General features: G+C 44.6%; 21 protein-coding genes and 2 tRNA genes. 13 read left to right on the top strand and 10 right to left on the bottom strand.

The genetic code is table 11. The features are described 5' to 3' along the window. Positions 1-55 precede the first annotated feature (55 nt). The 7 genes from kdsA (at position 56) to ispD (ending at position 6,896) form a co-directional block, all read left to right on the top strand. Complete coding sequence (gene kdsA, locus DLE54_RS07755) at positions 56-916, top strand: 3-deoxy-8-phosphooctulonate synthase (RefSeq protein ID WP_110816782.1); 861 nt, start codon at positions 56-58, stop codon at positions 914-916. A 43-nt stretch (positions 917-959) separates the two neighbouring features. Then, positions 960-1,208: a heavy-metal-associated domain-containing protein gene (locus DLE54_RS07750; protein ID WP_011960885.1), complete on the top strand. Its 249-nt coding sequence runs from the start codon at positions 960-962 to the stop codon at positions 1,206-1,208. Between the two features lie 67 nt (positions 1,209-1,275). Further along, entirely contained in the window at positions 1,276-1,497 is a 222-nt protein-coding gene (locus DLE54_RS07745) for a heavy-metal-associated domain-containing protein (RefSeq protein ID WP_110816781.1), read from the top strand. 200 nt (positions 1,498-1,697) lie between these two features. After that, positions 1,698-4,022, top strand: a complete 2,325-nt coding sequence (locus DLE54_RS07740; protein ID WP_413775357.1) for a heavy metal translocating P-type ATPase — start codon at positions 1,698-1,700, stop codon at positions 4,020-4,022. Positions 4,023-4,261: 239 nt separating this feature from the next. After that, positions 4,262-5,578, top strand: coding sequence for a phosphopyruvate hydratase (gene eno / locus DLE54_RS07735; protein WP_011960882.1), 1,317 nt, complete (start codon positions 4,262-4,264; stop codon positions 5,576-5,578). 191 nt (positions 5,579-5,769) lie between these two features. Further along, the gene (locus DLE54_RS07730; protein WP_011960881.1) at positions 5,770-6,123 is read left to right on the top strand and encodes a septum formation initiator family protein; all 354 of its coding nucleotides are present in this window, start codon (positions 5,770-5,772) and stop codon (positions 6,121-6,123) included. Between the two features lie 11 nt (positions 6,124-6,134). Then, the gene (ispD, locus tag DLE54_RS07725) at positions 6,135-6,896 is read left to right on the top strand and encodes a 2-C-methyl-D-erythritol 4-phosphate cytidylyltransferase (protein ID WP_110816779.1); all 762 of its coding nucleotides are present in this window, start codon (positions 6,135-6,137) and stop codon (positions 6,894-6,896) included. Between the two features lie 134 nt (positions 6,897-7,030). Here the strand turns inward: ispD and DLE54_RS07720 are convergent. The 4 genes from DLE54_RS07720 to pyrC form a co-directional block, all read right to left on the bottom strand. Beyond that, positions 7,031-7,106 (bottom strand) — tRNA-Glu (locus DLE54_RS07720). A gap of 244 nt (positions 7,107-7,350) precedes the next feature. Further along, a tRNA-Glu gene (locus DLE54_RS07715) sits at positions 7,351-7,426 on the bottom strand. 418 nt (positions 7,427-7,844) lie between these two features. Next, positions 7,845-8,513, bottom strand: coding sequence for a ribonuclease T (gene rnt / locus DLE54_RS07710; RefSeq protein WP_049751092.1), 669 nt, complete (start codon positions 8,511-8,513; stop codon positions 7,845-7,847). A gap of 229 nt (positions 8,514-8,742) precedes the next feature. Next, positions 8,743-9,864 carry a dihydroorotase gene (gene pyrC / locus DLE54_RS07705; RefSeq protein WP_227535030.1) on the bottom strand — a complete coding sequence of 374 codons (1,122 nt, stop codon included), beginning with the start codon at positions 9,862-9,864 and terminating at the stop codon, positions 8,743-8,745. 534 nt (positions 9,865-10,398) lie between these two features. Between pyrC and DLE54_RS07700 the strand changes: the two genes are divergently transcribed. Then, positions 10,399-11,634 carry an argininosuccinate synthase gene (locus DLE54_RS07700; RefSeq protein ID WP_011960877.1) on the top strand — a complete coding sequence of 412 codons (1,236 nt, stop codon included), beginning with the start codon at positions 10,399-10,401 and terminating at the stop codon, positions 11,632-11,634. 101 nt (positions 11,635-11,735) lie between these two features. Here the strand turns inward: DLE54_RS07700 and accC are convergent, their stop codons facing one another. The 3 genes from accC to DLE54_RS07685 form a co-directional block, all read right to left on the bottom strand. Next, entirely contained in the window at positions 11,736-13,085 is a 1,350-nt protein-coding gene (accC, locus tag DLE54_RS07695) for an acetyl-CoA carboxylase biotin carboxylase subunit (protein WP_110816777.1), read from the bottom strand. 15 nt (positions 13,086-13,100) lie between these two features. Continuing rightward, positions 13,101-13,520, bottom strand: coding sequence for an acetyl-CoA carboxylase biotin carboxyl carrier protein (gene accB / locus DLE54_RS07690; protein WP_011960875.1), 420 nt, complete (start codon positions 13,518-13,520; stop codon positions 13,101-13,103). A 184-nt stretch (positions 13,521-13,704) separates the two neighbouring features. After that, a complete protein-coding gene (locus tag DLE54_RS07685) occupies positions 13,705-15,075 on the bottom strand; it encodes an MATE family efflux transporter (protein WP_011960874.1) in 1,371 nt (456 codons plus the stop codon). Positions 15,076-15,479: 404 nt separating this feature from the next. Between DLE54_RS07685 and hemW the strand changes: the two genes are divergently transcribed. The 4 genes from hemW to DLE54_RS07665 all read left to right on the top strand — a co-directional run bounded on the left by hemW (position 15,480) and on the right by DLE54_RS07665 (position 20,493). Next, positions 15,480-16,736: a radical SAM family heme chaperone HemW gene (gene hemW / locus DLE54_RS07680; protein WP_110816776.1), complete on the top strand. Its 1,257-nt coding sequence runs from the start codon at positions 15,480-15,482 to the stop codon at positions 16,734-16,736. A 119-nt stretch (positions 16,737-16,855) separates the two neighbouring features. Further along, the gene (gene glpK / locus DLE54_RS07675) at positions 16,856-18,445 is read left to right on the top strand and encodes a glycerol kinase GlpK (protein ID WP_110816775.1); all 1,590 of its coding nucleotides are present in this window, start codon (positions 16,856-16,858) and stop codon (positions 18,443-18,445) included. Positions 18,446-18,581: 136 nt separating this feature from the next. Beyond that, positions 18,582-19,607, top strand: coding sequence for an endonuclease/exonuclease/phosphatase family protein (locus DLE54_RS07670; protein ID WP_110816774.1), 1,026 nt, complete (start codon positions 18,582-18,584; stop codon positions 19,605-19,607). A gap of 199 nt (positions 19,608-19,806) precedes the next feature. Then, entirely contained in the window at positions 19,807-20,493 is a 687-nt protein-coding gene (locus DLE54_RS07665; RefSeq protein ID WP_110816773.1) for a TetR/AcrR family transcriptional regulator, read from the top strand. Positions 20,494-20,576: 83 nt separating this feature from the next. Here DLE54_RS07665 and DLE54_RS07660 read toward each other — a convergent pair whose 3' ends face one another. Then, positions 20,577-21,683 (bottom strand): RNA-guided endonuclease InsQ/TnpB family protein, encoded by a 1,107-nt coding sequence (locus tag DLE54_RS07660; protein WP_110816772.1) that lies wholly within the window; start codon positions 21,681-21,683, stop codon positions 20,577-20,579. Between the two features lie 176 nt (positions 21,684-21,859). Next, positions 21,860-23,827 carry a TonB-dependent receptor plug domain-containing protein gene (locus tag DLE54_RS07655; RefSeq protein ID WP_110816771.1) on the bottom strand — a complete coding sequence of 656 codons (1,968 nt, stop codon included), beginning with the start codon at positions 23,825-23,827 and terminating at the stop codon, positions 21,860-21,862. Between the two features lie 312 nt (positions 23,828-24,139). Here DLE54_RS07655 and DLE54_RS07650 point away from each other — a divergent pair, with 312 nt between their 5' ends. After that, a complete protein-coding gene (locus tag DLE54_RS07650) occupies positions 24,140-25,852 on the top strand; it encodes a mechanosensitive ion channel family protein (protein ID WP_110816770.1) in 1,713 nt (570 codons plus the stop codon). Between the two features lie 118 nt (positions 25,853-25,970). Here the strand turns inward: DLE54_RS07650 and DLE54_RS07645 are convergent, their stop codons facing one another. Continuing rightward, positions 25,971-26,699 carry a Smr/MutS family protein gene (locus tag DLE54_RS07645; protein ID WP_011960867.1) on the bottom strand — a complete coding sequence of 243 codons (729 nt, stop codon included), beginning with the start codon at positions 26,697-26,699 and terminating at the stop codon, positions 25,971-25,973. Positions 26,700-26,730: the final 31 nt, after the last annotated feature.

Raw genomic sequence — 26,730 nt, 5'->3', positions numbered from 1 at the left:
GCAGCTTGGTAACAACCCTTTATTCGTCCCTTTCATAAAATAAAAAGAGTCCCTTATGACGGCATTAACTCAAGCACAATCGCATCTTCAGTTAAACGACATGACCATTGGCAATGATCAGCCTTTTGTGTTGTTCGGTGGTATGAACGTATTAGAATCCAAGGAGCTGGCCTTTGAAATTGCAGAAGGTTATATCGATATCTGTAATCGTTTGGGTATCGGCTATGTGTTCAAAGCCAGCTTCGATAAGGCCAACCGCTCAAGCTTAAACTCTTACCGTGGACCCGGCTTAGAAAAAGGGGTGGACTGGCTGGGTCAAATCAAAGAAAAATACAATGTGCCCATCATCACAGATGTACATGAGCCGTATCAAGCCGAGCCTGTGGCAGAGGTGGCAGATGTTATTCAATTGCCAGCGTTTTTGAGTCGTCAGACTGATTTGGTACAAGCTATGGCCAAAACAGGGGCAATTATTAATATCAAAAAGGCACAGTTCTTAGCCCCTCACGAAATGCGCCATATCATTAATAAGTGTCTAGAAGCAGGTAACGATAAGATTATCTTATGCGAGCGAGGCACAGCTTTTGGTTACAATAACCTAGTGGTAGATATGCTTGGCTTTGATACTATGAAACAGATGGATGTGCCGGTGTTCTTTGATGTGACACACAGCTTACAACAGCCAGGTGCGCGCAGTGACAGTGCCGGTGGACGCCGCGAGCAGATTACCACGCTGGCACGTGCAGGTATGGCCACTGGGCTTGCAGGGCTATTCTTAGAGGCACATCCTGAGCCTGAAGTGGCCAAATGTGATGGCCCTTGTGCGCTGAGAATGAGCCAATTAGAAGCCTTTTTATCACAGTTAAAACAGATTGATGACTTGGTGAAAGGCTTTAGTGTGTTAGACACTCATTAATCAAACCTATAGCTTTAGGGCGATGTAAAAAAGGATACCGGTTATGGCAAGACAACAGGTGCAGTTTAGTATAAAAAACATCGATGATGACTATGGCATCGACAGTTTGATGACCGCATTAAAAAATATTGATGGGGTAGTGGCCGCTGAGCTATTGCCGGATAGCCAGAGTGGTAGGGTTGAGTTTGAAGATACTAAAACATCCAGTCATGCCATTGAAGCAGCGCTTTCTATGGTAGATTACGTCACTCAGCCTTTCCCCGAAGGGGCGCCGCAAAATCCTGATACCTGATAACAGTTAACTGCTGATAGCCATTAACTAACGATTGGGGTAAAGATAACCATAAAAGGAGTATAAAATGAGTCTAGAGACAACGACTATTCATATCGAGGGCATGACCTGTGGTGGCTGTGTAAAAAGTGTCGAGGGCGCCGTCAGTCAGTTATCGGCTGTGCAAAGCATTGATGTGGATTTGGCAGCCAATCAAGCAGTGGTGAGCTTCGATAATGAGGTCACCTCAATTGAGTCGGTGCTAGAAGCCATCGAAGATGCCGGTTTTGATGCCACAGTGGCTAGATAATCCTTGTCATACTTGCGCCAGATTTTGTTTTGACTGATGCCCGTTACCTAAAAAGTCAGCAGTGATGCTGGCTTTTTTTAATCTCTTATATGATAGTACTGTACGTTATAATCTATATACTAAAGCCATAACTAAGATACTGATACCAAACCTCCTTCAGGCTTTAGATAACTGTTTTTAACCAAAATGTGGTACCCCTTATGTCTACTCCGCACGTCCTCGATACGTCTAAATCTACCTCTTCTGTCAATACCGATACCACCCATAGCCCTATGAATGAGCCGCCAAGGGATGACTTGGCGAAAACACAGTTTCAAATTGAGGGCATGTCATGTCAGGCCTGTGCCACTCGAATTGAAAAGGTGCTAAATAAGAAGCCTGCCATTGAGTCTGCCAGTGTCAGTTTTGCCGGAGAGACTTTAAACGTAGCGTATCACCCCAATCAGGCCAGTATTGATCAAATCACTGAGTGGGTCGGTAAGACCGGATTTACAGCGCGGCCTATGATTGACAATCAGATACCACAGCCCATTGAACAAGCGATGGACTGGCGCTTGCTACTGATTTGGTTGTGCATGATTCCATTTTTGATTGGTATGGCCGGTATGCTAGTAGGTCAAGGCATGCACTGGATGCCGCCTTTGTGGCTGCAATTTGTGCTGGCCACTTTGGTGCAATTTGGGCTGGCAGGGCCGTTTTATCGCAGTGCTTGGGCGTCTATAAAAGGCGGATTGGCCAATATGGATGTGCTGGTGGTGATAGGCACCTTTACCATTTGGGCATATTCGACTTATATCTGGTTTGATAGCTTAGGGGTAAATCTGGCAGATAGCAGCAGCTTTACGCTAAGCTGGGCGGATATTTTGCATTCACATACCGCCCATATTCCCGTGTATTTTGAAGCGGGAGTGATGATTATTGCCTTTGTAAAATTGGGCAAATACTTAGAGCAGCGTACCAAAAAGCACAGCTTAAATAGTATTAATATGCTGCTTGAGCTGACACCGACTACCGTTGAAAGACGGGTTGGATCAAAGTCAACTGACACAGACACCACTTTTGAGCAAGTAAGCTTAGCGCAGGTACACAAAGGGGATGTGCTGCGCGCTAAGCAAGGCGCTCGTGTGGCCACCGATGGCATCGTGGTATCTGGTGAAGGCTGGTGTGATGAGAGCCATTTAACTGGTGAATCGGTACCTGTGAGTAAAAAAGTGGGCGATAAGGTGCTGGCAGGTGCCATGATAGATAATGGTAGCTTAAATTATCAGGTGACTGCTACCGGTAGCGAGACCCAATTGAGCGATATGGTCAAGGCATTAAGTGAGGCGCAAGGCAGTAAAGCGGACTTGGCACGTCTTGCCGATAAAGTGGCTGCGGTATTCGTCCCTGTGGTGGTGATGATTGCGCTGGTGACCTTTGGGCTGACTTGGTGGCTGACTGGGGCAATGGATAAGGCAGTTTTGCACGCAGTCTCTGTGCTTGTGATTGCTTGCCCTTGTGCGTTAGGGCTTGCTACACCAGCAGCGATTATGGCGGGTATGGGCGTTGCCGCGCGCAATGGGGTATGGTTCAAAGATGCGCAAAGCTTGGAGGTGGCCGGTAGTATTGACACCGTCGTCTTTGATAAAACGGGGACTTTAACCAAAGGCAAGCCGCATATTGTCGCCTCTATGATGGTTAACAATCAGATTAATAGTGATGATGTGCTGCAACTGGCGGCCAGTGTCGAGGCCCACGCCAGCCACCCCCTTGCGACCGCCGTGGTCAATGCTGCAGCTGAGAGGGGTATCACGCTTTTGGCGGCCAGCCAAGTCGATGTGGTGGCCGGTATGGGTATTCAGGCCAATGTAGAAGGTTTTGGCTTGGTTAAAGTAGGTACGGCTGAATTTACGGGGCTAAAACTACCTAAGCAGCTGCCCAAAGCATGGGTGATTGCCAGTACCATAGCAGTGAGTGTGGAGGATATGCCGCTGGGTATATTCGCTTTAGCCGATGAGTTAAAACCTGAGAGCTTAGAGGCGGTACAGACGCTAAAAGCTAATGGGCTAGAGGTGGTGCTATTAAGTGGCGATAAGCCTACTGTTGTCAGTCATGTGGCTGAGCAGCTGGGCATTATAGTGGCACATGGCGATCTTAAACCCCGTGATAAGTCTCAGTGGATTGAGAATTACCAACAGCTTGGTCATAAAGTGGCGATGGTCGGAGATGGGGTAAATGATGCGCCTGCTATGGCCACCGCTTATGCCAGCTTCGCCATGCTGGATGGCACAGAGGTGGCCAAACACAGTGCTTCTGCGCGCTTGATGGGCCACTCTATTATGCAGGTGCATTCTGGGGTAGATATTGCCCAAGCCACAGTGCGTAATATCAAGCAAAATCTGTTTTTTGCCTTTATTTATAATTGTCTAGGTATTCCCTTAGCCGCCTTTGGATTGTTAAACCCTATGATAGCGGCTGCAGCCATGGCGCTCAGCTCAATCTCGGTGCTAATGAATGCGTTACGTTTGACCCGATATAAAGTATAATGAGCGCTGGATAGGCTTTGGCATCCAAGAATTTGCCATTTTATGCTATGATGGCGCAACTTATTTGTTGCAAAAATTGACGTTAAAAATATTGGTGTTTTTAACTGTTTTTGAGACTAGGTTTTGATTCTAAGCGCAGGCAAGTTTGAAGCTATGATGGCTTTTTCTTGCTTATAATTGCCCCGTAATCGGCTCAAAACTTATCTTTTATAACTCAATCAAAGAGGCTTGTAGACGCTATGTACGCAGAAAATATTACTAACGCAGTTGAAATTCAAGACATTCGTGCTCGTGAGATTTTGGATTCACGCGGCAACCCAACTATTGAAGCGGATGTTATTTTGGCAGATGGCTCTATGGGCCGTGCTGCAGCGCCCAGTGGTGCCTCTACAGGCTCTCGTGAAGCTTTAGAATTACGTGATGGTGATAAATCACGTTACTTAGGTAAAGGCGTGACCAAAGCTGTTGCTAATGTGAATAGCCAAATCAGAAGCGCATTACTTGAAAGCGATGCCACAGACCAGCAAGGCATTGATAACATATTAATCGAGCTTGATGGCACAGCCAATAAAGATCATCTAGGCGCTAACGCGATGCTGGCAGTTTCTTTAGCGACAGCGAAAGCGGCGGCCATCTCACAAAACCTACCGCTACATCAGTACATCGCAAACCTTCGTGGCCAAACTTCATTGACCATGCCGGTACCTATGATGAATATCTTAAACGGCGGTGAGCACGCAGACAACACTGTAGACATCCAAGAGTTTATGATTGAGCCGACAGGTTTTAGCAGCTTCTCAGAGGCGCTACGTGCAGGTGTTGAGATTTTCCATAGTCTAAAGTCTGTCCTAAAATCACAAGGCCTAAACACAGCTGTGGGTGATGAAGGTGGCTTTGCACCTAACCTACGCACCAATGAAGAGGCCATCACCGTTATCATGCAGGCCATTGAGCAAGCAGGCTACAAAGCGGGCAAAGACATCCACTTAGCGCTTGACTGTGCTGCCAGTGAGTTTTACAAAAATGGTCAGTACATCTTAGCCGGTGAGGGCAACAAAACCTTTGACAGCCAAGGCTTCTCAGATTACTTAGTAAAATTAACTGAGCAATATCCTATCATCTCAATTGAAGATGGCTTAGATGAGTCAGATTGGGAAGGTTGGGCGTATTTAACCAGCAAGCTTGGCAAAAAAGTACAGCTGGTAGGTGATGATTTATTTGTAACCAACCCAGCCATCTTGCAAGAAGGTATCGATAAACAAATCGCCAATGCCATTTTGATTAAATTCAACCAAATCGGTACGTTGTCAGAAACCTTAGATGCCATCTACTTAGCTAAGAAAAATGGTTATGCGACCGTTATTTCACACCGCTCTGGTGAAACTGAAGACAGCACCATTGCTGATTTAGCAGTCGGTACCGCAGCAGGTCAAATCAAAACCGGTTCACTGTGCCGCTCAGACCGCGTCGCTAAATATAACCAGTTACTGCGTATTGAGCAGCAAGTTCGTGCCAGCTATCGTGGCGGTGAAGAGTTCATCGGCCTACGTGGCTAGTTGCTATCTACTCAGATAACTCAACCAGACTGCTTGGCCTGTGATTTAAGGCTGGGCAGTCTGGTTGTTTGGTGTTTTTCAATTATTGCTGGGATGGTTTTTTTTATTAACCTTAGCCCTCTTTTCTTTATTTTTTAGCCAATAGTCGCTATCTTAATGCGTACTATTTTGGAATTAACATAAGTCGTCCTATGAAATATTTTAGCCAATTCATGTTGTTTTTAATTGCAGTGGCCGTATTGCTGGGTTTGCAATATCAATATTGGCTGGGTAAAAGTGGACGCGCTGAATTAGACAAACTGCATGCAGATATACAAGTACAGCAGCAGCTTAATGATCAAAAAGTGGATGAGAACAAGGTACTACTGGCCGATGTAAATGACCTAAAAAATGGTCTTGAAGCCGTAGAAGAGCATGCACGATTAGACTTAGGCCTGATTAAGCCTGGCGAAACCTTCGTGCAGTTATCTACCGCACCAGTGACCCATACCACTCAGCCCACACCGCCTATCAACCCTGATGACGCCATTGAAAGTATTCCTTAGGCAGCTCGATAATGACCGCATCTGACGCTTATCTCGATACCCCCTTAACTGATTCAACCAACGCTTACTGTGGCGCTACACTTAAGAAGCCTAAAGTGTATGGCCTTATTGTGGCTGCGGGAAAGGGGAGCCGGTTTGGCTCTACAATAGCCAAGCAATATACGCCGGTGCATGGCAAGACCATTCTTCAACAAAGCGTATTGGCGCTTAGTCGCAGTGAGCATATAACAGAGGTGTTTTTGGTGATAGCCGCCGATGACACTGTGGCACAAACCCTATCTTTTAGTCTACCCATCACCTTTGCTACAGGGGGCGCTGAGCGCTGGCAATCTGTCCAATCTGGGGTGGAGGCCATTTTTGAAGCAGGCGCTGATTGTGAAGATTTGATCTTAATTCATGATGCAGCTCGCCCTTGTGTCATGGCGCAGCACATAGATGCTGTGATTGCCGCTGCACATAATCACTCTTCTGGCGCTATCTTAGGCGTACCTGTGGCTGATACCATCAAAAAAGTGGGTTTAAATGGTCGTATTGAGGCCACAGTGGACCGCAGTCAGCTATGGCAGGCTCAGACCCCCCAAGTGTTCCGTGCCGGCAAATTACGCGAGGTATTAACGCAGGTGGCCAAACGTGATTTGATGATTACCGATGAAGCCAGTGCTTTTGAGCTGATGGGGCATGCTATCCAGATTGTACAGGGTAACCATCAAAATATAAAACTGACTTATCCTGAAGATTTAAGCTTAATTGAGCGTATATTGGCCAGTCATTAGGCCAATAAAGCGATGAGTCAACCGCTTAAAAACCATTAAAATAACAGCCATAAAAAAAGCCAAACTCTTTCGAGTTTGGCTTTTTGGTGTAAGTATTATCAATCGGATAATGCTTACTAGATATCACAAAATAGTGGTATCCCGTAGGGGATTCGAACCCCTGTTACCGCCGTGAAAGGGCGGGGTCCTAGGCCTCTAGACGAACGGGACACAGACCACTTCGACCGCTTTCACCGTTAATGTCGAAGTGGGGCGTATTTTAATGATATCAACTCCATGTGTCAACATATTTTTTTGAAAATAGCAAAAAAAACCAAAACCAATCACAGGTTATTAAAATGAGCCAACTGGATGGCACAATAACAGCCATAAAAAAAGCCAAACCCTTGCGAGTTTGGCTTTTTGGTGTCAGCATTTATCAACCGGATAATGCTTACTAGATATCACAAAATAGTGGTATCCCGTAGGGGATTCGAACCCCTGTTACCGCCGTGAAAGGGCGGGGTCCTAGGCCTCTAGACGAACGGGACACAGACCACTTCGACCGCTTTCACCGTTAATGTCGAAGTGGAGCGTATTCTAATGATATCGCCTCGATGTGTCAACATGTTTTTTAAAAAAAGTATGATTATTTATCGGGCCTTTCTGAAAGCAGACAAAAAGAGCGCACAATCGGCTTATCGGTTAGTAAGCAATAGGTGCTGCGCATCGGTCTGTCTGTCAATAAGCAGTGTGGAAACACGGTGGGACGTCTTAAATGATATCTTATCCATAAACTGGTGATGAACGATATCGTCACTGCTAAGAGCATGTAGCTGACAATAGTTACCCAGATAATTTGAGTTGATTGCATAGTCATTCCTTAACTGTAATTGCCTTAAAGTAAGACAGTCGTTACAGCCACTGTCTTCACATGACAGTTATAGAATTGAATCAGTCACCCTCATTCTAACCATCATCTTTATTAACCAACTCTACTCCTGATTGCTCATCGGTTGTGTTGTCTTCAGGTAAGCTAATGGGCATCATCGAATAATGGTTTAAGATTTTGCAAAAAAGCTCTGCGGTTTTTTGAGTGTCATACAGTGCTGAGTGAGCTTCAGAGCCATCAAATTCAATACCAGCTGCTCTACAGGCGCGCGCCAATACCGTTTGACCAAAGGCAAGCGCTGATAGAGTCACCGTATCGAGTACAGAGAACTGGTGAAAAGGGTTGTGGTTTTTGCTGTTGGTACGCTCAATGGCGGCGTTTAAAAAGGACAGATCAAAGTGAGCATTATGACCCACCAAAATACATTTTAAACAGTCGTTATCTTTTCGTACCGCTTTTAGCTCTTTAAAAATACGGCGCAGCGCAGGCTGCTCTTCTTCAGCAATGGCTTTACGCATCGGATTATTAGGATCAATACCGGTAAAATCTAATGCCCGCTGCTCTAAGTTTGCACCCTCAAAAGGATTTAGGTGGGCGCTTAGCGGCTCACCTGGGACAAATTTGCCTTCATCATCCATCACAATAGGGATACAGGCAATCTCTAATAACGCATCCGTTGCCGCATTAAAGCCGGCGGTTTCGACATCCACCACCACGGGTAAAAATTTGCGAAAACGCTCCACCATCTTTAATACCGGCTGCTTTGCTAGACCATTGCCATGATCTGAGGTGGCATCCGAGCTGTTTTCATTGGTGGAGGTATTGCTACACGTTCTGGGCTCTGCTTGATTATCGTTCAACCCATTTTGCTCATCATCTGCCAGTACAGTTAAATCAGTCATAAATCAAAAATCACATATTAAGTAAATAAAAAATTAAGCAACTCAAAAATAAGGCCATCTACTCTCTTATCTATTAGCTTTTGATAGACCAAGGTAGGGTCTCACCGGCCATTAAGGGCGTCAGGCTTTGCGTGTCAAGATATGGGTAGCTTTGTGGCACAGTCATGGGCTCATTGACTAAGGTAATGGTGCTGTCATTGAGGGGTAGGCCATAAAACTGGGCACCAAAATGGCTGGCAAATCCCTCTAAACGATCAATTTTGCCAACACTATCAAAGGCGGTCGCATATAAAGGCAGTGCAATAGATGCCGAATAGCAGCCTGCGCAGCCACAAGCATTTTCTTTGGCATTGGTGGCATGCGGCGCTGAGTCTGTACCTAAGAAGAATTTAGGGTTACCACTGGTCGCCACATCAAGCAGTACTTGCTGATGCTGCTGACGCTTTAAGATTGGCAGACAATAAAAATGCGGCTTTACCCCGCCTACCAGCAGATGGTTTCGGTTAAATAACAAATGTTGAGGGGTAATGGTGGCAGCCACCAGTGCACTTTGTGACAGCACAAAGTCTGCTGCATCGCCTGTGGTAATGTGTTCAACCACAATTTTTAATTCAGGAAATTGACGCACCAAGTTGCTCAAAGTGGTATCGACAAACTGCTTTTCACGATCAAAGATGTCGACGTGTGCATCGGTAACCTCACCATGGATTAATAAAGGCAGTTTGTACTTTTGCATCGCTTCAAATACCGCACTGCGGCCGCCTAAGTTGGTGACACCATCGGCTGAGTTAGTCGTAGCACCTGCAGGATATAACTTAACGGCCTGAATCATACCTGACTCTGAGGCCTGCTTGATGTCTTCGGCAGTGGTGCTGTCGGTTAAATATAAGGTCATACGTGGATCAAAAGCGCGTTTGGCAGTGTCATCAATATCCGCGTGGGCCAATGCCTGCATGATACGGCTGCGATAAGCCAAGGCTTGCTCAGTATTTTTTACGGGTGGCACAAGGTTTGGCATACAAATAACTCGGCTAAAATGAGCCGCCGCATGGGCCACTGTGGTACTCAGTGATAGTCCATCACGCAGGTGGATGTGCCAATCATCTGGGCGAGTTAGCGTAATGTGACGGACCTCTTGTGTCGCAGCCGCAGTGTCAGAGGTATCCGCAGTGGTGGGGGCAGTATTATGAGTCATAAGTTATCGCCGTCGTTATTTAATAGGGTAGGTAAGCATGCAGCCTGACTTGGCTTTGTCGCCATCATTGGGTTTTTGATAGGCCTAAGCGAATCAGTAAGGTTTTTATACGCCAGTTTTCAAGCCGCATCTGATAGGCTAATGATAACAGGTTTTGCTGATAAATTCGGCCATCAGCACATTTATCCATGACCAAATATGCGCAATATTGCCCCCAAGCTGTTTGAATTAAGTGGTAAATACGGGCTACTCAGCTTTTGTTGCTCAATTAAATAGTGTAAACTGAAATGTTGAATGGGCGCAGTGGTTTAAGGCAGTTTGCGTTGTAGAGCTGCTGATTTAAAATCGGTCATTTAAACAGATATAAAAGCAATAAGCTGCCAGATTTAAGCCTGACCACGCTTTACGGGCTTAGATGATAAGGGCAAATTTGGCTTATACCAAGGTTGGCGATTAGATTTAGCGTTATAAGTGCTAGAGGCACTTAATATTTAATCAATACTCACTTAAAACGTACTCAATAAAGGATGCATTATGTCGATAGAAAACAAAGACAATATTAATAAAATTGTTTTGGCATACTCAGGCGGTCTAGATACTTCGATCATCGCCAAGTGGTTACAAGATACTTATGATGCAGAAGTAATCACATTTACCGCAGACATTGGCCAGGGTGAAGAGGTAGAGCCTGCTCGTGCTAAGGCTGAAGCCATGGGTATTAAGCACATACATATCGAAGATCTGCGAGCTGAGTTTGCGCGTGACTATGTGTTCCCTATGTTTCGTGCCAATGCCATTTATGAAGGTGAGTATCTGCTAGGTACTTCTATCGCACGTCCTTTAATTGCCAAGCGCTTGGTTGAGATTGCCAAAGAGCACAATGCCGATGCCATCAGCCATGGTGCTACCGGTAAAGGTAATGATCAGGTGAGATTTGAGCTGGGTGCCATTGCACTGGCGCCTGATGTAAAAACGATTGCCCCTTGGCGTGAGTGGGATTTATCCAGCCGTGAAAGCTTAATGGCCTATGCCAAAGAGCATAACATTCCTATCGACTTTGCCGCCAATAAGAAAAAATCTCCTTATTCAATGGATGCCAACTTACTGCACATCTCTTATGAAGGCGATATCTTAGAAGACCCTTATGCGGAAGCTGAAGATGATATGTGGCGCTGGTCAGTAAGCCCAGAGCAAGCACCAGATACACCAGAATATCTAGAGCTTGAGTACGAAAAAGGCGATATCGTGGCCATCAATGGCGAAAAATTAGAGCCTTATGAGGTAATGATTAAGTTAAATGAGCTGGGTGGTAAGCATGGTATTGGCCGCCTAGATATCGTAGAAAACCGTTACGTGGGTATGAAGTCTCGCGGCTGTTATGAGACGCCAGCAGGTACCATTATGCTAAAAGCGCACCGTGGTATGGAATCATTGACCCTAGACCGTGAAGCGGCACATTTAAAAGATGAGCTTATGCCTCGTTATGCAAAAATCATTTATAACGGTTACTGGTTTAGCCCAGAGCGTCAAATGCTACAAGCCTTGATCGATAAGTCGCAAGAATATGTGACCGGTACAGTGCGCGTTAAGCTATATAAAGGTAATGTCAGCGTTGTGGGCCGCAAGTCTCCTTATTCTTTATTCGATGAGAAGATTGCGACTTTTGAAGATGATGCAGGTGCGTATGATCAAAAAGATGCAGAGGGCTTCATCCGCCTAAATGGTCTGCGTCTGTCTATCGAAGCCAGCCGTGGTCGTGACTTGTCTTAATCGATTAGTGACGGTTAACACCAAAAAAGCAGAAGTGATATCACTTCTGCTTTTTTTATGTTTATATCATTAATATAAGTAACCAAACAGCCTATGCTGTGCTATTCAGCCTTTGGCATTAATAGACATTTTTCTAAATAATGAATATTTTGGGCACGTGAGGCAAAATCGGGATCTTTTAAAATCAGATCACGGTGCATAGGAATGTTGGTCTTGATGCCTTCGATGATTAGCTCATCAAGGGCATGAAGCGTCTTAGCAATGGCCTGTTCTCGAGTCTGACCATGGCAGATAAGCTTGCCAATAAGTGAGTCATAGTACGAGGGAATCTCATAATTGGGGTACAAATGAGAGTCAAAGCGGACCCCGGCCCCACTAGGCGTGAAATACTGGGTAATCTTACCAGGTGAGGGGGCAAAGGTTTTGGGGTCCTCGGCATTTATACGGCATTCAATAGCATGACCATGAACGCTGATATCGCTTTGACGATACGATAGGCCATAGCCTGCAGCAATTCTTAGCTGTTCTACCACCACATCCACACCGGTGACCATCTCAGTAATTGGGTGCTCTACCTGAACCCTGGTGTTCATCTCGATAAAGAAGAATTCACCGTCCTCAAACAAGAATTCAAACGTGCCTGCACCGCGATAGCCAATGGTTTCACACGCCTTAACACACGCCTGTAAAATGGGTTCACGAATGTCATCTGGGATATCTGGAGCAGGGGCTTCCTCTAACACTTTTTGATGACGACGCTGCAGTGAGCAGTCACGGTCATATAAGTGAATAGCATTACCATTGCCATCCCCTAAGACTTGAACTTCGATGTGGCGTGGATTTTGCAGATAACGCTCCATATAGACGCTGTCATCACCAAACCACAGTTCTGCCTCTTGCTTGGCAGCTTGTACTTGTTCATTAAGCTGATCGAAGCGCTCAACAATGCGCATGCCTCGACCACCACCACCGGCAGCTGCTTTAATCAACAATGGAAAGCCGATATTTTTCGCCTGCTCTTCAGCGTTATTTAAAGTGACTGTGCCCACTGAACCTGGCACCGTAGGTACCCCAGCCTGTTTCATGGCATTAATGGCGGAGACTTTATTGCCCATTAAGCGGATGTGATCGGGGTGGGGGCCGACAAATATAATGCCCGCATCCTCAATGCTCTCTGCAAATTCAGCATTTTCTGCCAAGAAGCCGTAGCCGGGATGAATGGCATCACTGCCTGTAATCTCTGCGGCAGTAATAATCGCATTGATATTCAAGTAGCTTTGGTTGGCATTGGGTTTTCCAATACAGATGGCCTCATCCACAAACCGTAAGTGCATCAAATCCTCATCGGCAGTAGAATAAACCCCTACCGTTTTAATGCCCAGCTGTTTGCAGGCACGGACGATGCGTAAAGCAATTTCGCCACGGTTGGCGATAAGCAATTTTTTTATCATCAAGGTGCCTATATATTAGTTTCTATAACGGATTACGGGTTGGCCAAACTGAACCACATCACCATTTTCCACCAAGATGGCATCCACGATACCACTTTGAGTGGCCTCAAGTGGGTTCATAATTTTCATTGCTTCAATGATGCCCAAGGTGTCCCCAGCTTGAACTTTTTGACCAGGGGTCACAAAAGGTGGATCATTTGGGCTTGGTGCGGCATAAAACACGCCTACCATAGGTGAGGTTTCAATACTACCTGAATGCACCACCTCAGGCTGCGATTCTGGCATAAAAGTTGGACTGGCCGCCATCATAGAGGGCATTGGAGTATTATAGTGTCGAGTTAAGCTAACACTGTCATCGCCTGTTTTAATCTCAAGATTAACAAGGTCTTTTTCTTCCATTAGCTCGATGAGCGTACGAATTTTCTGAATTTCCATACGGTTCCCTACCGGTTTTCTTATAATGTAAACTATATTGTAACAAATTTTTTCATGCCTGAAGAGTCACAAATCGTTTATTTCTGCAAAAATTAACAAATTGTGACCAATCTTGTGAATTTTCAGACATATTTTTGTCTATAAGTATTTAAATCGGGTTGATACAGCCCTTATATTTAAAGGGCTAGCGCGCAGGTATGCTCAAAACTTGGCGCTGACGATAAATTAGCCTTAATGTCAATAACACCGAAGATAAACTCAGGCCAGTGACCAATGCCATCCAAAATCCTTGTGCACCTGTGTCGGTATAACGAACCAAATAGGTTCCTAATGGTAAAGCCACCAGCCAATAACAAAATAAAGTGATCCACATCGGCACTTGTGTGTCTTGCATACCACGTAAGATACCCGCTATGTTGACCTGCCATCCATCTACCAATTGATAGGCAATGGCAAATAGCAATAAATACATCGCTTGTGCTTTTACGGCCGGATTATCGGTAAAGGCATCGGCTAAGTTCTCACGGAACAACCATACCCCAAGCATACTCACCAACGCGATACCCACGGTCCAAATCAGTCCCGTGCGCTGCACTTGCTGTAAGGCCAGCCAGTTTTTCTCGCCATAGCGATTAGAGACCATAATGGTAAGACCCATCGCCACTGACATCGGAATCATAAACAGCTGCGAGGTCACCGCCAGTGCCACTTGGTGAGAGGCCACAGCCACTGCACCCAAGGGGCTAATTACGATAGAGGCCAGACTAAACAAACTTGCCTCAAAAAATATTGAGATGCCAATGGGGACACCTAAGCGAAACAGCTTACCGATTTGCTGACGATCAGGTTTGGCAAAGTTGTAAAAGAAGCGGGTCTCATCAAAGGTTGTGTGCTTCGAGAAAAACAAATAAATAGATAGTAAGATGACATTAATCCACAGCACACAAGCGGTAGCCAGACCACAGCCTGCGCCACCAAGCTCTGGCATGCCAAATAAACCGTGGATAAAGATGTAGTTAATTGGAATATTAATAAATAAGCCAATTAAGCTGATAATAGTGACCGGCTCAGGTCTACCGAGCGCCTCACAATAGCTGCGCAGTACCGCATAGCAGGCGATAGCAGGAAAGCCCCAGGCTACGAAGCGTAGATATTGCGCTGCCTTAGGCTGAATATCGGCTGGCACGCCCATAGGGCCTAGAATATTAGGCGTAAAGGACACCACTACCAGACCAATGGCCCCAATAAATAATGCTGCCCACAAGGACTGCTGAGTGATATGCGGTACGTGATGGGGCAGTTTTTCCCCCATCTTTTCGCCAATCAGTGGTGTGGTAGCAATCAAAGTCCCTGTGGCTAACAAGAACAAAGGCAGCCAAATACCTGAGCCAATGGACACTGCTGCCAAGTCTAGAGCAGAAACGCCGCCGGCCATCAGCGCATCGACCACGCCTAACGCTGCCTGACAAAACTGAGTAATTAAGATGGGAAGAACTAAGGTACCTAAGCGTAAACTGTGCTGTTTAAACTCAGAAAAAGATAAATTAGACAACATAACATAACTTCTAAATATAAGGGTGACAGCCCAAAGAGTGAGACAAAAAGAAGACGCTTTTATAGCGATAGCAATGCAGCGCCACCTTTTATATAGAGTTTTAACATCAGGCAAATAAATAACCTGCCAAAAGGCAGGTCATCTTGGATAATACTTTGAGTCAGTAAAGTGGCTTGAGTGGGGTACTATTTTACCACTGAGTACTTCATTATCAAGACAGCCACTCAATCACTGTATCATCTGCTCAAGGAGCACGTATAATAAGAGTCTTATGGCTAACTGCCTTTATTGGAAGCTCAGCTGCATTTTATGGCCCAAAGCGTGAGTTATAGAATGAGACTTGTTGACAACAATAAAGGCGTGACTATACCACTATCTGCCTGCGAGTATAAGACCTTATCTTTATGTCCTCTTTAATTCATGTTCCTGATATCCCACTAGCTTTATACATTCATATTCCTTGGTGTGTCAAAAAGTGTCCTTACTGCGACTTTAATTCACATACCCTGCCAAGCGTTGACACCAAAGCTTTAGACCGTCAAGGTAATTCAATAGACAGTGATTTATTTGCGCTTTATGTTGATGCGCTGATCAAGGATATCGATGCACAGCTGCCTTTGCTGCAAAATCGAATCATTCGCTCTATCTTTATTGGGGGCGGGACACCATCTTTGCTGCCCATCACTCAGTATCGGCGCCTATTTGATCACCTTAAGCAGGTGCTGCCTATGAGTGATGATATTGAAGTCACTATGGAGGCCAATCCAGGCACCTTGGAGCATGCTCCCTTTGAGCAGTATTTAGAAGTGGGGATTAATCGGCTGTCTATGGGGGTACAAAGCTTCTCGGATAGTAAGCTTGCGGCTTTAGGACGCATTCACAGTGCCAATCAAGCTCAAAGTGCCACGCAAGCGGCAAAAAAAGCCGGTTTTAAACGCATTAATATCGATCTTATGCATGGTTTACCAGAGCAAACCCTTGAGGAAGCTTTGTACGATATTAAAATGGCGCATCAAGCAGGGGCGACACACATCTCATGGTATCAGTTGACCATTGAGCCTAATACTGTGTTTTATCGAGATACCCCGATATTGCCTGATGATGATAGATTGGCAGATATCGAAGAGCAGGGTAGTGCACTGCTCACTGAGCTTGGCTATCGCAATTATGAGGTGTCGGCTTGGGTCAGTGAGGCGGATAGTGGCTCACGTCATAATATCAATTATTGGCAATTCGGAGATTATTTGGCGATTGGGGCCGGTGCTCATGGCAAAGTGACTGTCGGGCAACAAAGCTTTGATCAGCCGGATATCAAGGAGGATATTGAGGCCTTGGGGATCACGCAGCCAGGCATCTACCGCTTTAGTAAGACTCGGCTGCCCAAAGACTATCTAAGTTATGAGGAATATCCCAAAATGGTAGGCTGTGCCCCTATCGCCGTAGATGAGCTCAGCGGCGAGTTTATGCTCAATGTACTGCGCTTAAGCTTAGGTGTGCCTTTAACGCTGTATACAGCCAGAACAGGCTTGGCCGCTATGGATATTGAGCCGATTATCCGCCAGTTAAAGCAACAAGGCTTACTGGTATCCAAGGCCGATTGGATCGAACCGACGGCTTTGGGGCGCCGTTATCTTAACCAGGTTTTACAAGCGTTTTTGTAGCGGTATGTATGAGATAGTGCCTTTTGCTTTACCATTTATATAAAATGATGAGCAAGACACATGTGTTGCGTCTGGCGGATAACAGTTAGACATCCAGTATTGTACTTAGGAGAGAGCCCATGGCAGGTTACATTTTAGCATTGGATCAAGGTACCACCTCAAGTCGTGCCATTATATATGATGACCAGGCGCGGCCCATTAAGATATCACAAAAGCCGACCACCCTGCTTACCCCAAAGCTTGGGTATGTCGAGCAAGATGCTATGCAAATTTGGCACACTCAGATTAGCTGTGCTCATGATGCCATCAACCAAGCCGGCTTACTGGCGACAGACATCAGCAGTTTGGCGATTACCAATCAGCGCGAAACCATCGTGATCTGGGACAAGCGTACCGGCAATCCATTGGCCCCAGCCATTGTTTGGCAAGACAGGCGCTCTGATGCTTGGTGTCAGCAGATGCAGCAGCAGCGTGTAGCTAAGCAGGATATGACCATGCAGCAGTACGTGCAGTCAATCACCGGCCTGCGTCTCGATCCTTATTTTAGCGCCAGTAAAATTATATGGATGCTTGATAATCACCCCAATCTAAAAGATAGAGCACAGCGCGGTGAAGTGGCTGTTGGCACCATCGACAGTTGGCTTATGTTTAAATTAACGGGTGGTGAGCATGTGATAGATATTACCAACGCTTCTCGCACCTTGATGTACGATATCAATAAGCTTGAGTGGTCCAATGAGCTGCTCTCCAAATTTGGTATTAACAAAAACATCTTACCCAAAGTGCTGCCCTCAGATGGTGACTTTGGCAAGACAAAAAAAGGCCTGTTTGCCAAGCAAATCCCAATTCAAGCTATCTTGGGAGATCAGCAGGCAGCGCTGTTTGGTCAAGGCTGTATCTCAACAGGTATGGCCAAAAATACTTATGGTACCGGCTGCTTTATGCTAATGAATATTGGTAGTGAGGTGCAGCTGAGCCAGCATCAGTTGTTGACCACAGTGGGTTGGCAGCGCCGAGTCGATACTGCCGCGCTGCGTACCAATCAAATGGAGCATCCTTCATTATCTAAGCTGGTTAAGTCCGGTCAGCGTATCTTAACCCCTGCCAAGCGTGAGGTAACTTATGCGCTAGAGGGCGGGGTATTTATGGCTGGTGCCATTGTGCAGTGGCTGCGCGACAACTTAGGTTTATTTAACAAGTCAGAAGATGTTGAGCGGCTGGCAAAAGAGGTTGCGAGCAGTGAAGAGGTGGTCTTAGTGCCTGCTTTTACCGGCCTTGGTGCCCCTTATTGGCGATCAGATATTACCGCCAGTATCTCAGGGATGAGCCGTGGTACTACTAAGGCACATATTGCCCGAGCTGCTTTAGAATCCATTGCTTTTCAAACGTATGACGTGCTTAGTGCCATGCAAAAAGACAGCCCCAGTCCATTGACTGAGTTAAGGGTAGATGGCGGTGCTGCTAATAATAATTTGTTGATGCAGTTTCAGTCAGATATGCTTGGGGTGCCAGTATTACGGCCCAAAGATACTGAGATTACCGCCAAAGGGGTGGCGCTGCTGGCAGGTATTACAGCCGGTCTTTATGATGAGACCACCATTGATGACTCTTGGGACTTAGACCATAGCTTTGAGCCGATGATGTCTGCTGATGAGCGTGAGGCGCATCTGGATAAATGGCATAAAGCAATTACCAAGACTCTACAATAATCTGCAACTTATATTACAGGGCACCACAAGACGGCTTACACCCTGTTATGTTATAAAAGAGGAGGGCCACAACCCATAATAAAGCTCGCTTACGACAAGTGACGCAGTGAAATAATAAAAAAAGGATAAAATAAGTATGGCGCCGCATCAAACCCAAAAAGAAGACAAAAATTTTTATATTGCCACCAGCAATCTGCTTAATTTTGCCCTGCCCAATCGCACTTATTACGCTAATATGGACGCCTATAGTCAGAGTGAATATCAGCGTAAGCTTAATGGATTGCATCAGTTATTACGAAATGCCAAAGCAGATATTTATGCATTTCAAGAAGTGTGGGACGAAAAGGCATTACAAGACTTGGCAGTAAAATTAGGATTTGAGCCGTCACAAGTGCTGGCGCCCATGGCAAGTAATGAGCCCTCGAGCCAATTAACCAAAGGCAAAGGGGCACAGGACACACCTGCACTGGGTATTATTTCCAAATTCAACGTGATTGACTGGCAATTGCTCACCGATTTTGATCCTTTGGCTGTGGTGGATATTCCTGACCAAGGCTTGTATAAAAGCTTCAATCGTCCACCTTTGGTCGTGACTTTAGACGTCTACGGTCAACCGATTACGGTCATTACTGCTCATCTAAAAAGTAAGCGTCCACAGTATATCCGTGATGAAGCGGGCGGGCGAGTTGAGGATTACAATGACCCCTTGCTGCGAGTACGGGCTAAGCTTAGAAGCTTATGCATGCGTGCAGCAGAGGCAGCCGCACTTAGATTATTTATGATTGATAAGCTGCACAATACTCGTCATCCCCTCATCTTGTTGGGTGATATGAATGATGTGACTGATAGTGTGACTACTCAGCTACTGGCTGAGACCAGCGAAGTGATTTATGATAAGAGTATGCGTGATGTGGCTTTGTTTGATGCTGCACGCGTACAGACCAGTTATGGCTGGATGCGGGATGTGGCTTATACACATCTATACCAAGGCATGCCAGAGGTAATCGACCAGCTGTTTGTATCAGAGGAGTTTTTGGTCGATGGTAAGTTTTCACTGGGTGAGGTGGAGCGGGTTGATTACTTTAATGATCATCTCAAGCAAGACTATCAAGACAGGTATTCTGACCACGGTATTGTACGTGCAAAAATAAAACTGCTTTAACCACGATAAATAACTGTAAATAGTTAGTAACAGTGGAATAGATCCTCATGTCGTATTATTAACGTTATGCTTAGTAAGTCATAGTAGGCATTTGTGTGAGTATAAATAGCATAACCCTGTACTTACTGGGGTGTTACAATAAAATACACAATGAGAGACTAGTGGTCTTATTCACCTACCAAGAGACTTAGAGCGTGTTATGACAGAAAGAAGTAGCGACTTGATTAAAGATGTCCTCGTTGACTCTGAATTGGCAAAAAATATCGTGCCAAATAAATTTAAGCACACCAGCAAGCAAGGTCGGGCACGCCGGCAAAAACTGCTAATGGCAGCAAAAAAATTGAGTGAAACACGTGATATTCAGGACATCAGCTTAGCCGATGTTTGTGAAAAAGCCGGCATCCCTCGTGCTTCGGCTTACCACTTTTTTCCGAATGTAGAATCTATCTTTTTGGCCCTAAGATTCTTAAGCTATATAGAAACCTTTAAGGCCTTAGAAAAAATAGAAGTGCATGATTTCAAGCGCTGGGAAGACTATTTGGCTCAAGTTATTAGACAGTCAGGGCAAGTGTTTAATAACGATGTGACTAAGAACAAATTGATGTACGGAGCAAATACCCCTGAGTTTCAGGACCATGATTATGATGAACGAATCGATATCAACATGGTCGGTATGATTGTGGGCAAATTATCAGACTACTATGATATGTCTAGTTTTGAGGATATAGATGACTTGTTCTTAATCGTTTATGGCATTATTCATAGCATATTTGCCTTATCATTTAAGCAATTTGATGAAATCACGGCTGAGATGTGTGAGGAAACGATAAAGGCTTCAGTGGCTTATTTACGCTGTTACTTACCTGAGCATTTGCCCCGCAGATAGCTGTCTTGATTGATATAATTCATAAATGAGTAAAGGCAGCGCATCAATAAAAAACTTTTTTCTTCTTTGACCTCCTCCCCTCGCTAAACCGAGGGGATTGCTACAGCTAGACGGTCAAGCCCGACCGCAAGGATGTTCTTAGCAGCATTGATATCTCTATCATGCCATGTGCCACACTCAGCACACCTCCATCCTCTTATTCCAAGACCTGCTCTACCTTTCGGACTACTGTCACTTATTTGGCGGCAGTACGAGCAGGTCTGGGTAGTGTAACTCTCATTTACGATCTCAAGCTGACAACCTGCATGCTTGCATTTGTATTCCAGTTGTCGTTTAAGTTCAAACCATCCTGCATCGTATGTCGATTTAGCTAGGTTGGTCATCGAATTAGTGAATGAGCGTGATTTAATATCACCAACCAAAATTAAGGCATTATCCTTGACTAATTGGGTGGTGAATTTGTGTATGGCATCTAATCTTGAGTTTTTGATCTTGGCATGGATTGCTTTGACTCGCTGTTTGTTTTTCGCTCTTTGAGCTATTGCAAGCTTTTTAGCCCACTTTTGCGTTTGTTTGGTTGTCAGCTTGTCACCGTTTGAGGTGGTAGCAGACTGCTTTAAGCCTAAGTCAATACCAACGCTGCCTTTGCCACTTGCTTGTCTAGGAAAATCTTTGACGGTAATACAGGCATACCAACGATTACGGCTGTCTTGCACTATCTTAAGCGTATTAATTTGATACAAAGACAAATTGTAGCTATCGAATACGTCTATGATAAGCTTTTGACCTTTACAGAGCGATAGCTGTATGGTTGATTTAAGTGCCTTTTTGCCCGTTTGTCTGCTACGTAGATACTTGATAGCAGACTTTTTAAAGGGTATCCAGCCTAGGCTTTTGCGTTTGGCATCAGGACGATTGGTTCGCCAATTTAGTTTGGCTTTTTTAAATTGTTTACGAGATTTGGCATGAGTTTCGTTGATGGCTTGCAAAGTTTGCGAGTGCAAGCCTAAATACTCACCACTGCCTTTGGTGTATTGGCTTAAATCATAGGCCCAAAAGTACTTACCTGTGCGTCTTAAATGCTCAAAGCTTAACGCATTAATATAGTTCCACGCATAGTTAACACTCCCAGCTAGTTTGTTTAGCTGGTTTACGTGTTTGTCTTTGATGCGTAGCTTGAGTGTTTTCATAGGGTTAGTATGGCGAGGTTAATTTTAACTTGCAATACTTTAAGTACTAACCACGACAGTGTGTGTCGCCTTATATCCACCCCCTGAAGTGGGTGGTTTTACGGCGACCGGTGATAAAAAAACCACCCGCTTAAGCGAGTGGTTTTTTTGATAAAAGGGTAACAATGTGAAAGGGATTATTTCCAGGTGTAGGTTAGTGAGGTAAAGAAGTTGGTGCCGTCATCTGTACTATAGCCAGGATTAGTTACGTATTTCTTATTAAATACGTTATTGAGTCGAGCTGACATAGATAATGCAGGGGTTAACTGATAGTTACCACTTATATTAACTAAGCTATAGTCATTGAGTTTGGTAAAGTTTCCTGCATCCGCATAAAAATTATCAACATATTCATATTCAGCACGGACATCTAAGTCAGATAGTTGGTAACCTAAATAGAACATTCCTTTATTCTTTGGACGGTTAGGCAAATAATTGCCGTCATTAGCATTACCACTATCATTTTCCGCTTTTTGATAATCATAACTTAGACCAAATAGGTAATCATTAATATTCCAGTCAGAGGTTAACGTCACACCTTTGATTTTAGCTTTATAAACATTTTGTGGGATATAGCTAGGTTCTTCTGCTAAGATAAAATCATCGACTTTATTGTAATAACCCGTTAAACGTGTCGATTGTAAAGCGGTATTATAATCTATGAAAGCTTCATAGTTATCACTGGTTTCAGGGTCTAAGTCTGGATTGGCATATCCTGGATAATATAAATCATTGAAGGTTGGGACACGATAGCCTTTGGCATAATTGACGCCAGTACGAAATTCTGGAGTAAAACTATAAGCGATGCCAAGGTTGTACGTGGTTTCATTATCAAAATCTGAATAATCGTCATAACGAATATTAGCTTGGGCATCGATATTATTATGAGACACTAAATAGCCTAGAAATCCACTAGTGACTTTTCTATCTGATGGGCTGTAGTCTACTTTTGTAGGGATATAGTTAGGTGCAGGGTACACATTTAAATAACCATCAAGTTCCTGGTTCAAATGTTCAATACCGTATATTCCGGTACCGACAGGTAGTTTATGTTGACCTGTGATGCTGATTTGATCTTGCTTGGTTTCGTAATTACTCGAATAGGTTGGGTTTTCAGACTCATCGATAGAGTGACCATACGCCAGTTTTACCGTAGAGCCTGGGGCATAACGCCAGTTAGCAAAGGCTTGAGCAGCGCCATTTTTTTGTTTGGCTTTGGTGCGGTCTTTACCGATTGATGGACCACTATCAAACTCAGTTTCTGAATCACTATATAGACCACTGATACCAACATCGACGTCGGCATTGATTTGTTGATTCAGGCGTAAGCTATAGTTGTTACTCTCAAAGCCGTCATCATCGCTGTTATACTGAGAATTAGGATTGGTAGGATCGGGCAACAGAGCACTATAGCCTTTGGTTTCATTACGGCTGGCCGATAGGCTTAAGCTGGTGCCCTGTTCATTACGAAACTGCGCAGTAGCGCCATACATGTAATGATCATGATTACCAGCACCAGCGGTGACAGAGAATTGATTTTGTTCAATATTCTGACCCTTAGTAAAGATTTGAATCACACCGCCAACAGCATCTGCACCATACATACTAGAGCCTGAGGCACCGTACAGTATTTCAATGCGATCGATTTGTTCAGCAGGAAGTAGCTCAAGTGTTGAGCCACCTGCGCTAAGGGTGCTATAACGTACCCCATCGATTAATACTAAGATGCTTTTATTGTCATAACCGCGTAGATAGAAATTGCTGGTCGTTCCCATTCCGCCATTTTGTTTATAACTAAAGCCCGGCTGACGCTTTAAAACATCAAGCACTGTTTGGCCTTTATAAGTACTTAACTCTTGGCTATCAATAACACGAGTTTGGGCAATGGTATTATTCACAGCAGTCGGTGTGCGGGTTGCAGTAACCGTAATCGCTGGAAAATTTATTCTAGGCTGCTCAGCATCCACTTCCCCTCGATTTTGAGCGGCCATAGCAGGCATACAAACTGCAAGAGCAGACACTATAGTCAAAGCTTTTGGGGTCAAGTTAGAAGATGCCAAAGCGGTAACAACACTGCGATACAAAGGGCTGTAAGAGGTTTTCATGTCTGGTTCCAATCGTTTAAATAAAATAACACTTAAGAAATAATGTGGCTATTATCCCGTATCTAATTAAAAAATAAACAACAATTAAGCGATTTTTACTCATGTTTTGATTAGTAATACTCAACTTGTCATTAAAATAGGCGTGTTTACCCGTCATACGGTCTTAATATATTGTCTTTTTTAGTGTTGTTGCCACCTAATTTTATTTAGAAGACACTGACCGTTACTTATCACTGGTGCAGGTCATGTTAAAATTGCCCAAACGATTTTTTATACCTCTATAACTGAGGCCCAAGTATTAGGCTATAAACCATGCTTTTTTTTGAGAAACGTGATATTTCCAGCTCAGCTAACTCAGTCAGCCCGCAGCCTATGAAGCTGCTCAGTGTAACACTGGGGATAATATTGGCACTTATCCTATCCCTACTATCGGTGACTGCGACAGCAGCTGATGAAGCCAGTGATACAGCCCCGAGCGCAGAAGAAGTCGTTGACCCTTTTGGTCGACAGACGCCGCGCAGCACAGTGCAAGGATTCATTAAATCATTAGCCGAAAACAATGCGTCATTAGCCGCTAATTATCTAAGCTTAGATGCTGGAGAGAACTCGGTAGAGGCCGTGCGTCAGGTAAAGCTTGCATTAGACATGGGGGGACGCCTAGACGCTGAGCTGCAGATTAATAACACCCCTTCGGGTAATTTTGCTGATCAGTTGCCACCGACCTTAGAGAAGGTGGGCACCATTACCGCTCAAGATCAAGTGATTGATATTGTACTGGCAAGAAAGACTGCAGAGCATGGCAATCAGTACTGGCAGATCTCTAATGAGACGTTGCAGGCCATAAAAAAATCAGATATTTCAGCCAATCCCTCAATCATTGATAAGTACACGCTCAAGCCGCTGCAAGATAAAATGATTGGTGGTTATAACTTAGCCGATATCTTTGCGGTGTTTTTGTTGGCGTTATTCTGTATAGCCGCCTCATATGTGTTCTTCGCTGTGTTGTATTTTATTTTTAAAGTTTTCTATCCCAAAGTACGTAATAAGCCGCTACCGATAGATATTAAGTTTGTGTTACCACTGGCCTTGGTCATGACCTCGCTGATTTTATATGAGGTTATGGTGTATGCTGGGGTTTCGGTAACAGTGCGAGAGCCGGTGAACCGTATTAAGGATATTGTGGGCTGGTTTGCCTCAACGTGGCTACTGCTCAGAGTGGTCGATGCCATTTTCAATCGTGCAGAGCGTCAAAGTTATAAGCGCAATCAGACTGAACGCGTATCGATTTTAAGCTTACTGCACAAAATTATTAAGACAGTGCTGTTAATATTAGCCTGTATCTTCATTTTTGGTAATTTAGGTTTTGATTTAACCACAGGGATTGCAGCACTGGGGGTCGGTGGTTTGGCCTTGGCCCTAGGTGCGCAAAAGATGATTGAAAACTTGGTCGGTAGTGTGGTGGTGGTAGCAGACCAGCCAGTGCGTGTCGGTGACTATTGTAAGTTTGGTTCGCTAGAAGGCACGGTCGTAGACATCGGTATTCGTTCCACTCGACTGCGCACCTTAAACCGTACCATTGTGACAGTGCCTAACGGCGAGTTTTCCTCTATGTCGATTGAAAACTTTACCTCCCGTGATATGTTTCACTTTTTGCATAATATTTATATTAAACGCGATGTGGCGGCCTCCACGTTGGAGAGGTTTTTAAAAGAGATGGAGGAGTTCTTAGTTAACCATGAAGTCACCAACTCTGAATGGACCCAAGTAAGAATTTCAGAGCTGCGTCAGGACTCTATGGTGATAGAATTCCGTGCCTATATTTATGCCAGCGGCGCTGATGAGTTTTATGACAAACAGACTCAGTTGCTAATTGAAATCTTAAAAGAGATAGAAACGTATCCTGTTGAGCATGCGTTAGCCACGCAAAAAATGATTGTAGAGTCCTCTGATGCTAATACAGATAACGCATCATCTAAAGACAGCCCAACTGCTGCTCTTCAAAGTCATCATGATACAGAAGAGTAGCTGCCAACCACATGGCATAAAAAAAGCCACTATTGTAGATAGTGGCTTTTTTTATGCTTAACATTTGTAGCGTAAAGCGCTAAGGCTGTATGACAAAAAATAGCTTGTTGCTAGAGCTTTAGTCTTGTGATTTATTTTTCTTTAATAACACCAGTACAGCGCCATTGCCACCATCTTTTGGCGGAGCTGAGCAAAAGCCTAGAACTTCGGGTAATTGGCGTAGCCAGCCGTTAACGCAAGTTTTTAGAACCGCATCAGTACCTTTACCATGGACGATTTTTACCACAGATTCATTATTGCTACGTGCCTGCGTAATCAAGGTGGTCATGGCTTCACGCGCCTCATCAATAGTACAGCCGTGCACGTCTACAGCATCATACCAGCGTAATTTGCCTTGTTTTAACTGAGTGAAGACTTTGTTTTGTAGCGTTGGGGTTTTATAAATAAGATAAGAGTCGCCGCTCACAGGGTTTAATAGTGCCTGCATGTCTGACAATCCCGCTTCTAGCTTTTCAGAGTCAGCGCCTTGAGCCGCTGCACGCTTTGATAACGTGGCTGCGTCAGGTTTGGTTGATTTGGGCTTGGCCACATCCGATAAGGTGTTATTGTCTTTGATGGGCTGAACACCTGCCATGGCCTGCATAAACAGTACTTTGTCATCATCAACATGAGCGCTGTCTAATTGCTTAACGGTTTTTTCGACCTGTTTTTTGGTCGGTAGGGTCACAGGATCAGTGGGTTTTTCATTCTCAGGATCGCTAGGAGAGGTAGCACGGCCTTTGCTAAGTTCGCTTTTTAGCTCTTTGAGCTGGTCTTGCATCTCTTTTGAAAATAATGAATTTGCCATAGTAATAGGTACCACTTATATTAAATGAATT

This window comes from Psychrobacter sp. YP14 (assembly GCF_003209315.1).
GTDB classification, from domain to species: domain Bacteria; phylum Pseudomonadota; class Gammaproteobacteria; order Pseudomonadales; family Moraxellaceae; genus Psychrobacter; species Psychrobacter raelei.
This window is presented reverse-complemented; position numbering and strand designations above follow the sequence as displayed.

Bases quoted from the DNA above. Each gene is read 5' to 3' on its own strand.
- rnt (WP_049751092.1), bottom strand. From the start codon at position 8,513: ATGGTGGAGCGTTTTCGCAAATTTTTACCCGTGGTGGTGGATGTCGAA.
- DLE54_RS07685 (WP_011960874.1), bottom strand. From the start codon at position 15,075: ATGTTGTCTAATTTATCTTTTTCTGAGTTTAAACAGCACAGTTTACGC.
- DLE54_RS07655 (WP_110816771.1), bottom strand. From the start codon at position 23,827: ATGAAAACCTCTTACAGCCCTTTGTATCGCAGTGTTGTTACCGCTTTG.
- accC (WP_110816777.1), bottom strand. From the start codon at position 13,085: ATGATAAAAAAATTGCTTATCGCCAACCGTGGCGAAATTGCTTTACGC.
- DLE54_RS07650 (WP_110816770.1), top strand. From the start codon at position 24,140: ATGCTTTTTTTTGAGAAACGTGATATTTCCAGCTCAGCTAACTCAGTC.
- eno (WP_011960882.1), top strand. From the start codon at position 4,262: ATGTACGCAGAAAATATTACTAACGCAGTTGAAATTCAAGACATTCGT.
- accB (WP_011960875.1), bottom strand. From the start codon at position 13,520: ATGGAAATTCAGAAAATTCGTACGCTCATCGAGCTAATGGAAGAAAAA.
- DLE54_RS07665 (WP_110816773.1), top strand. From the start codon at position 19,807: ATGACAGAAAGAAGTAGCGACTTGATTAAAGATGTCCTCGTTGACTCT.
- DLE54_RS07730 (WP_011960881.1), top strand. From the start codon at position 5,770: ATGAAATATTTTAGCCAATTCATGTTGTTTTTAATTGCAGTGGCCGTA.
- pyrC (WP_227535030.1), bottom strand. From the start codon at position 9,864: ATGACTCATAATACTGCCCCCACCACTGCGGATACCTCTGACACTGCG.
- DLE54_RS07745 (WP_110816781.1), top strand. From the start codon at position 1,276: ATGAGTCTAGAGACAACGACTATTCATATCGAGGGCATGACCTGTGGT.
- DLE54_RS07660 (WP_110816772.1), bottom strand. From the start codon at position 21,683: ATGAAAACACTCAAGCTACGCATCAAAGACAAACACGTAAACCAGCTA.
- DLE54_RS07750 (WP_011960885.1), top strand. From the start codon at position 960: ATGGCAAGACAACAGGTGCAGTTTAGTATAAAAAACATCGATGATGAC.
- DLE54_RS07645 (WP_011960867.1), bottom strand. From the start codon at position 26,699: ATGGCAAATTCATTATTTTCAAAAGAGATGCAAGACCAGCTCAAAGAG.
- kdsA (WP_110816782.1), top strand. From the start codon at position 56: ATGACGGCATTAACTCAAGCACAATCGCATCTTCAGTTAAACGACATG.
- DLE54_RS07740 (WP_413775357.1), top strand. From the start codon at position 1,698: ATGTCTACTCCGCACGTCCTCGATACGTCTAAATCTACCTCTTCTGTC.
- DLE54_RS07700 (WP_011960877.1), top strand. From the start codon at position 10,399: ATGTCGATAGAAAACAAAGACAATATTAATAAAATTGTTTTGGCATAC.
- DLE54_RS07670 (WP_110816774.1), top strand. From the start codon at position 18,582: ATGGCGCCGCATCAAACCCAAAAAGAAGACAAAAATTTTTATATTGCC.
- hemW (WP_110816776.1), top strand. From the start codon at position 15,480: ATGTCCTCTTTAATTCATGTTCCTGATATCCCACTAGCTTTATACATT.
- ispD (WP_110816779.1), top strand. From the start codon at position 6,135: ATGACCGCATCTGACGCTTATCTCGATACCCCCTTAACTGATTCAACC.
- glpK (WP_110816775.1), top strand. From the start codon at position 16,856: ATGGCAGGTTACATTTTAGCATTGGATCAAGGTACCACCTCAAGTCGT.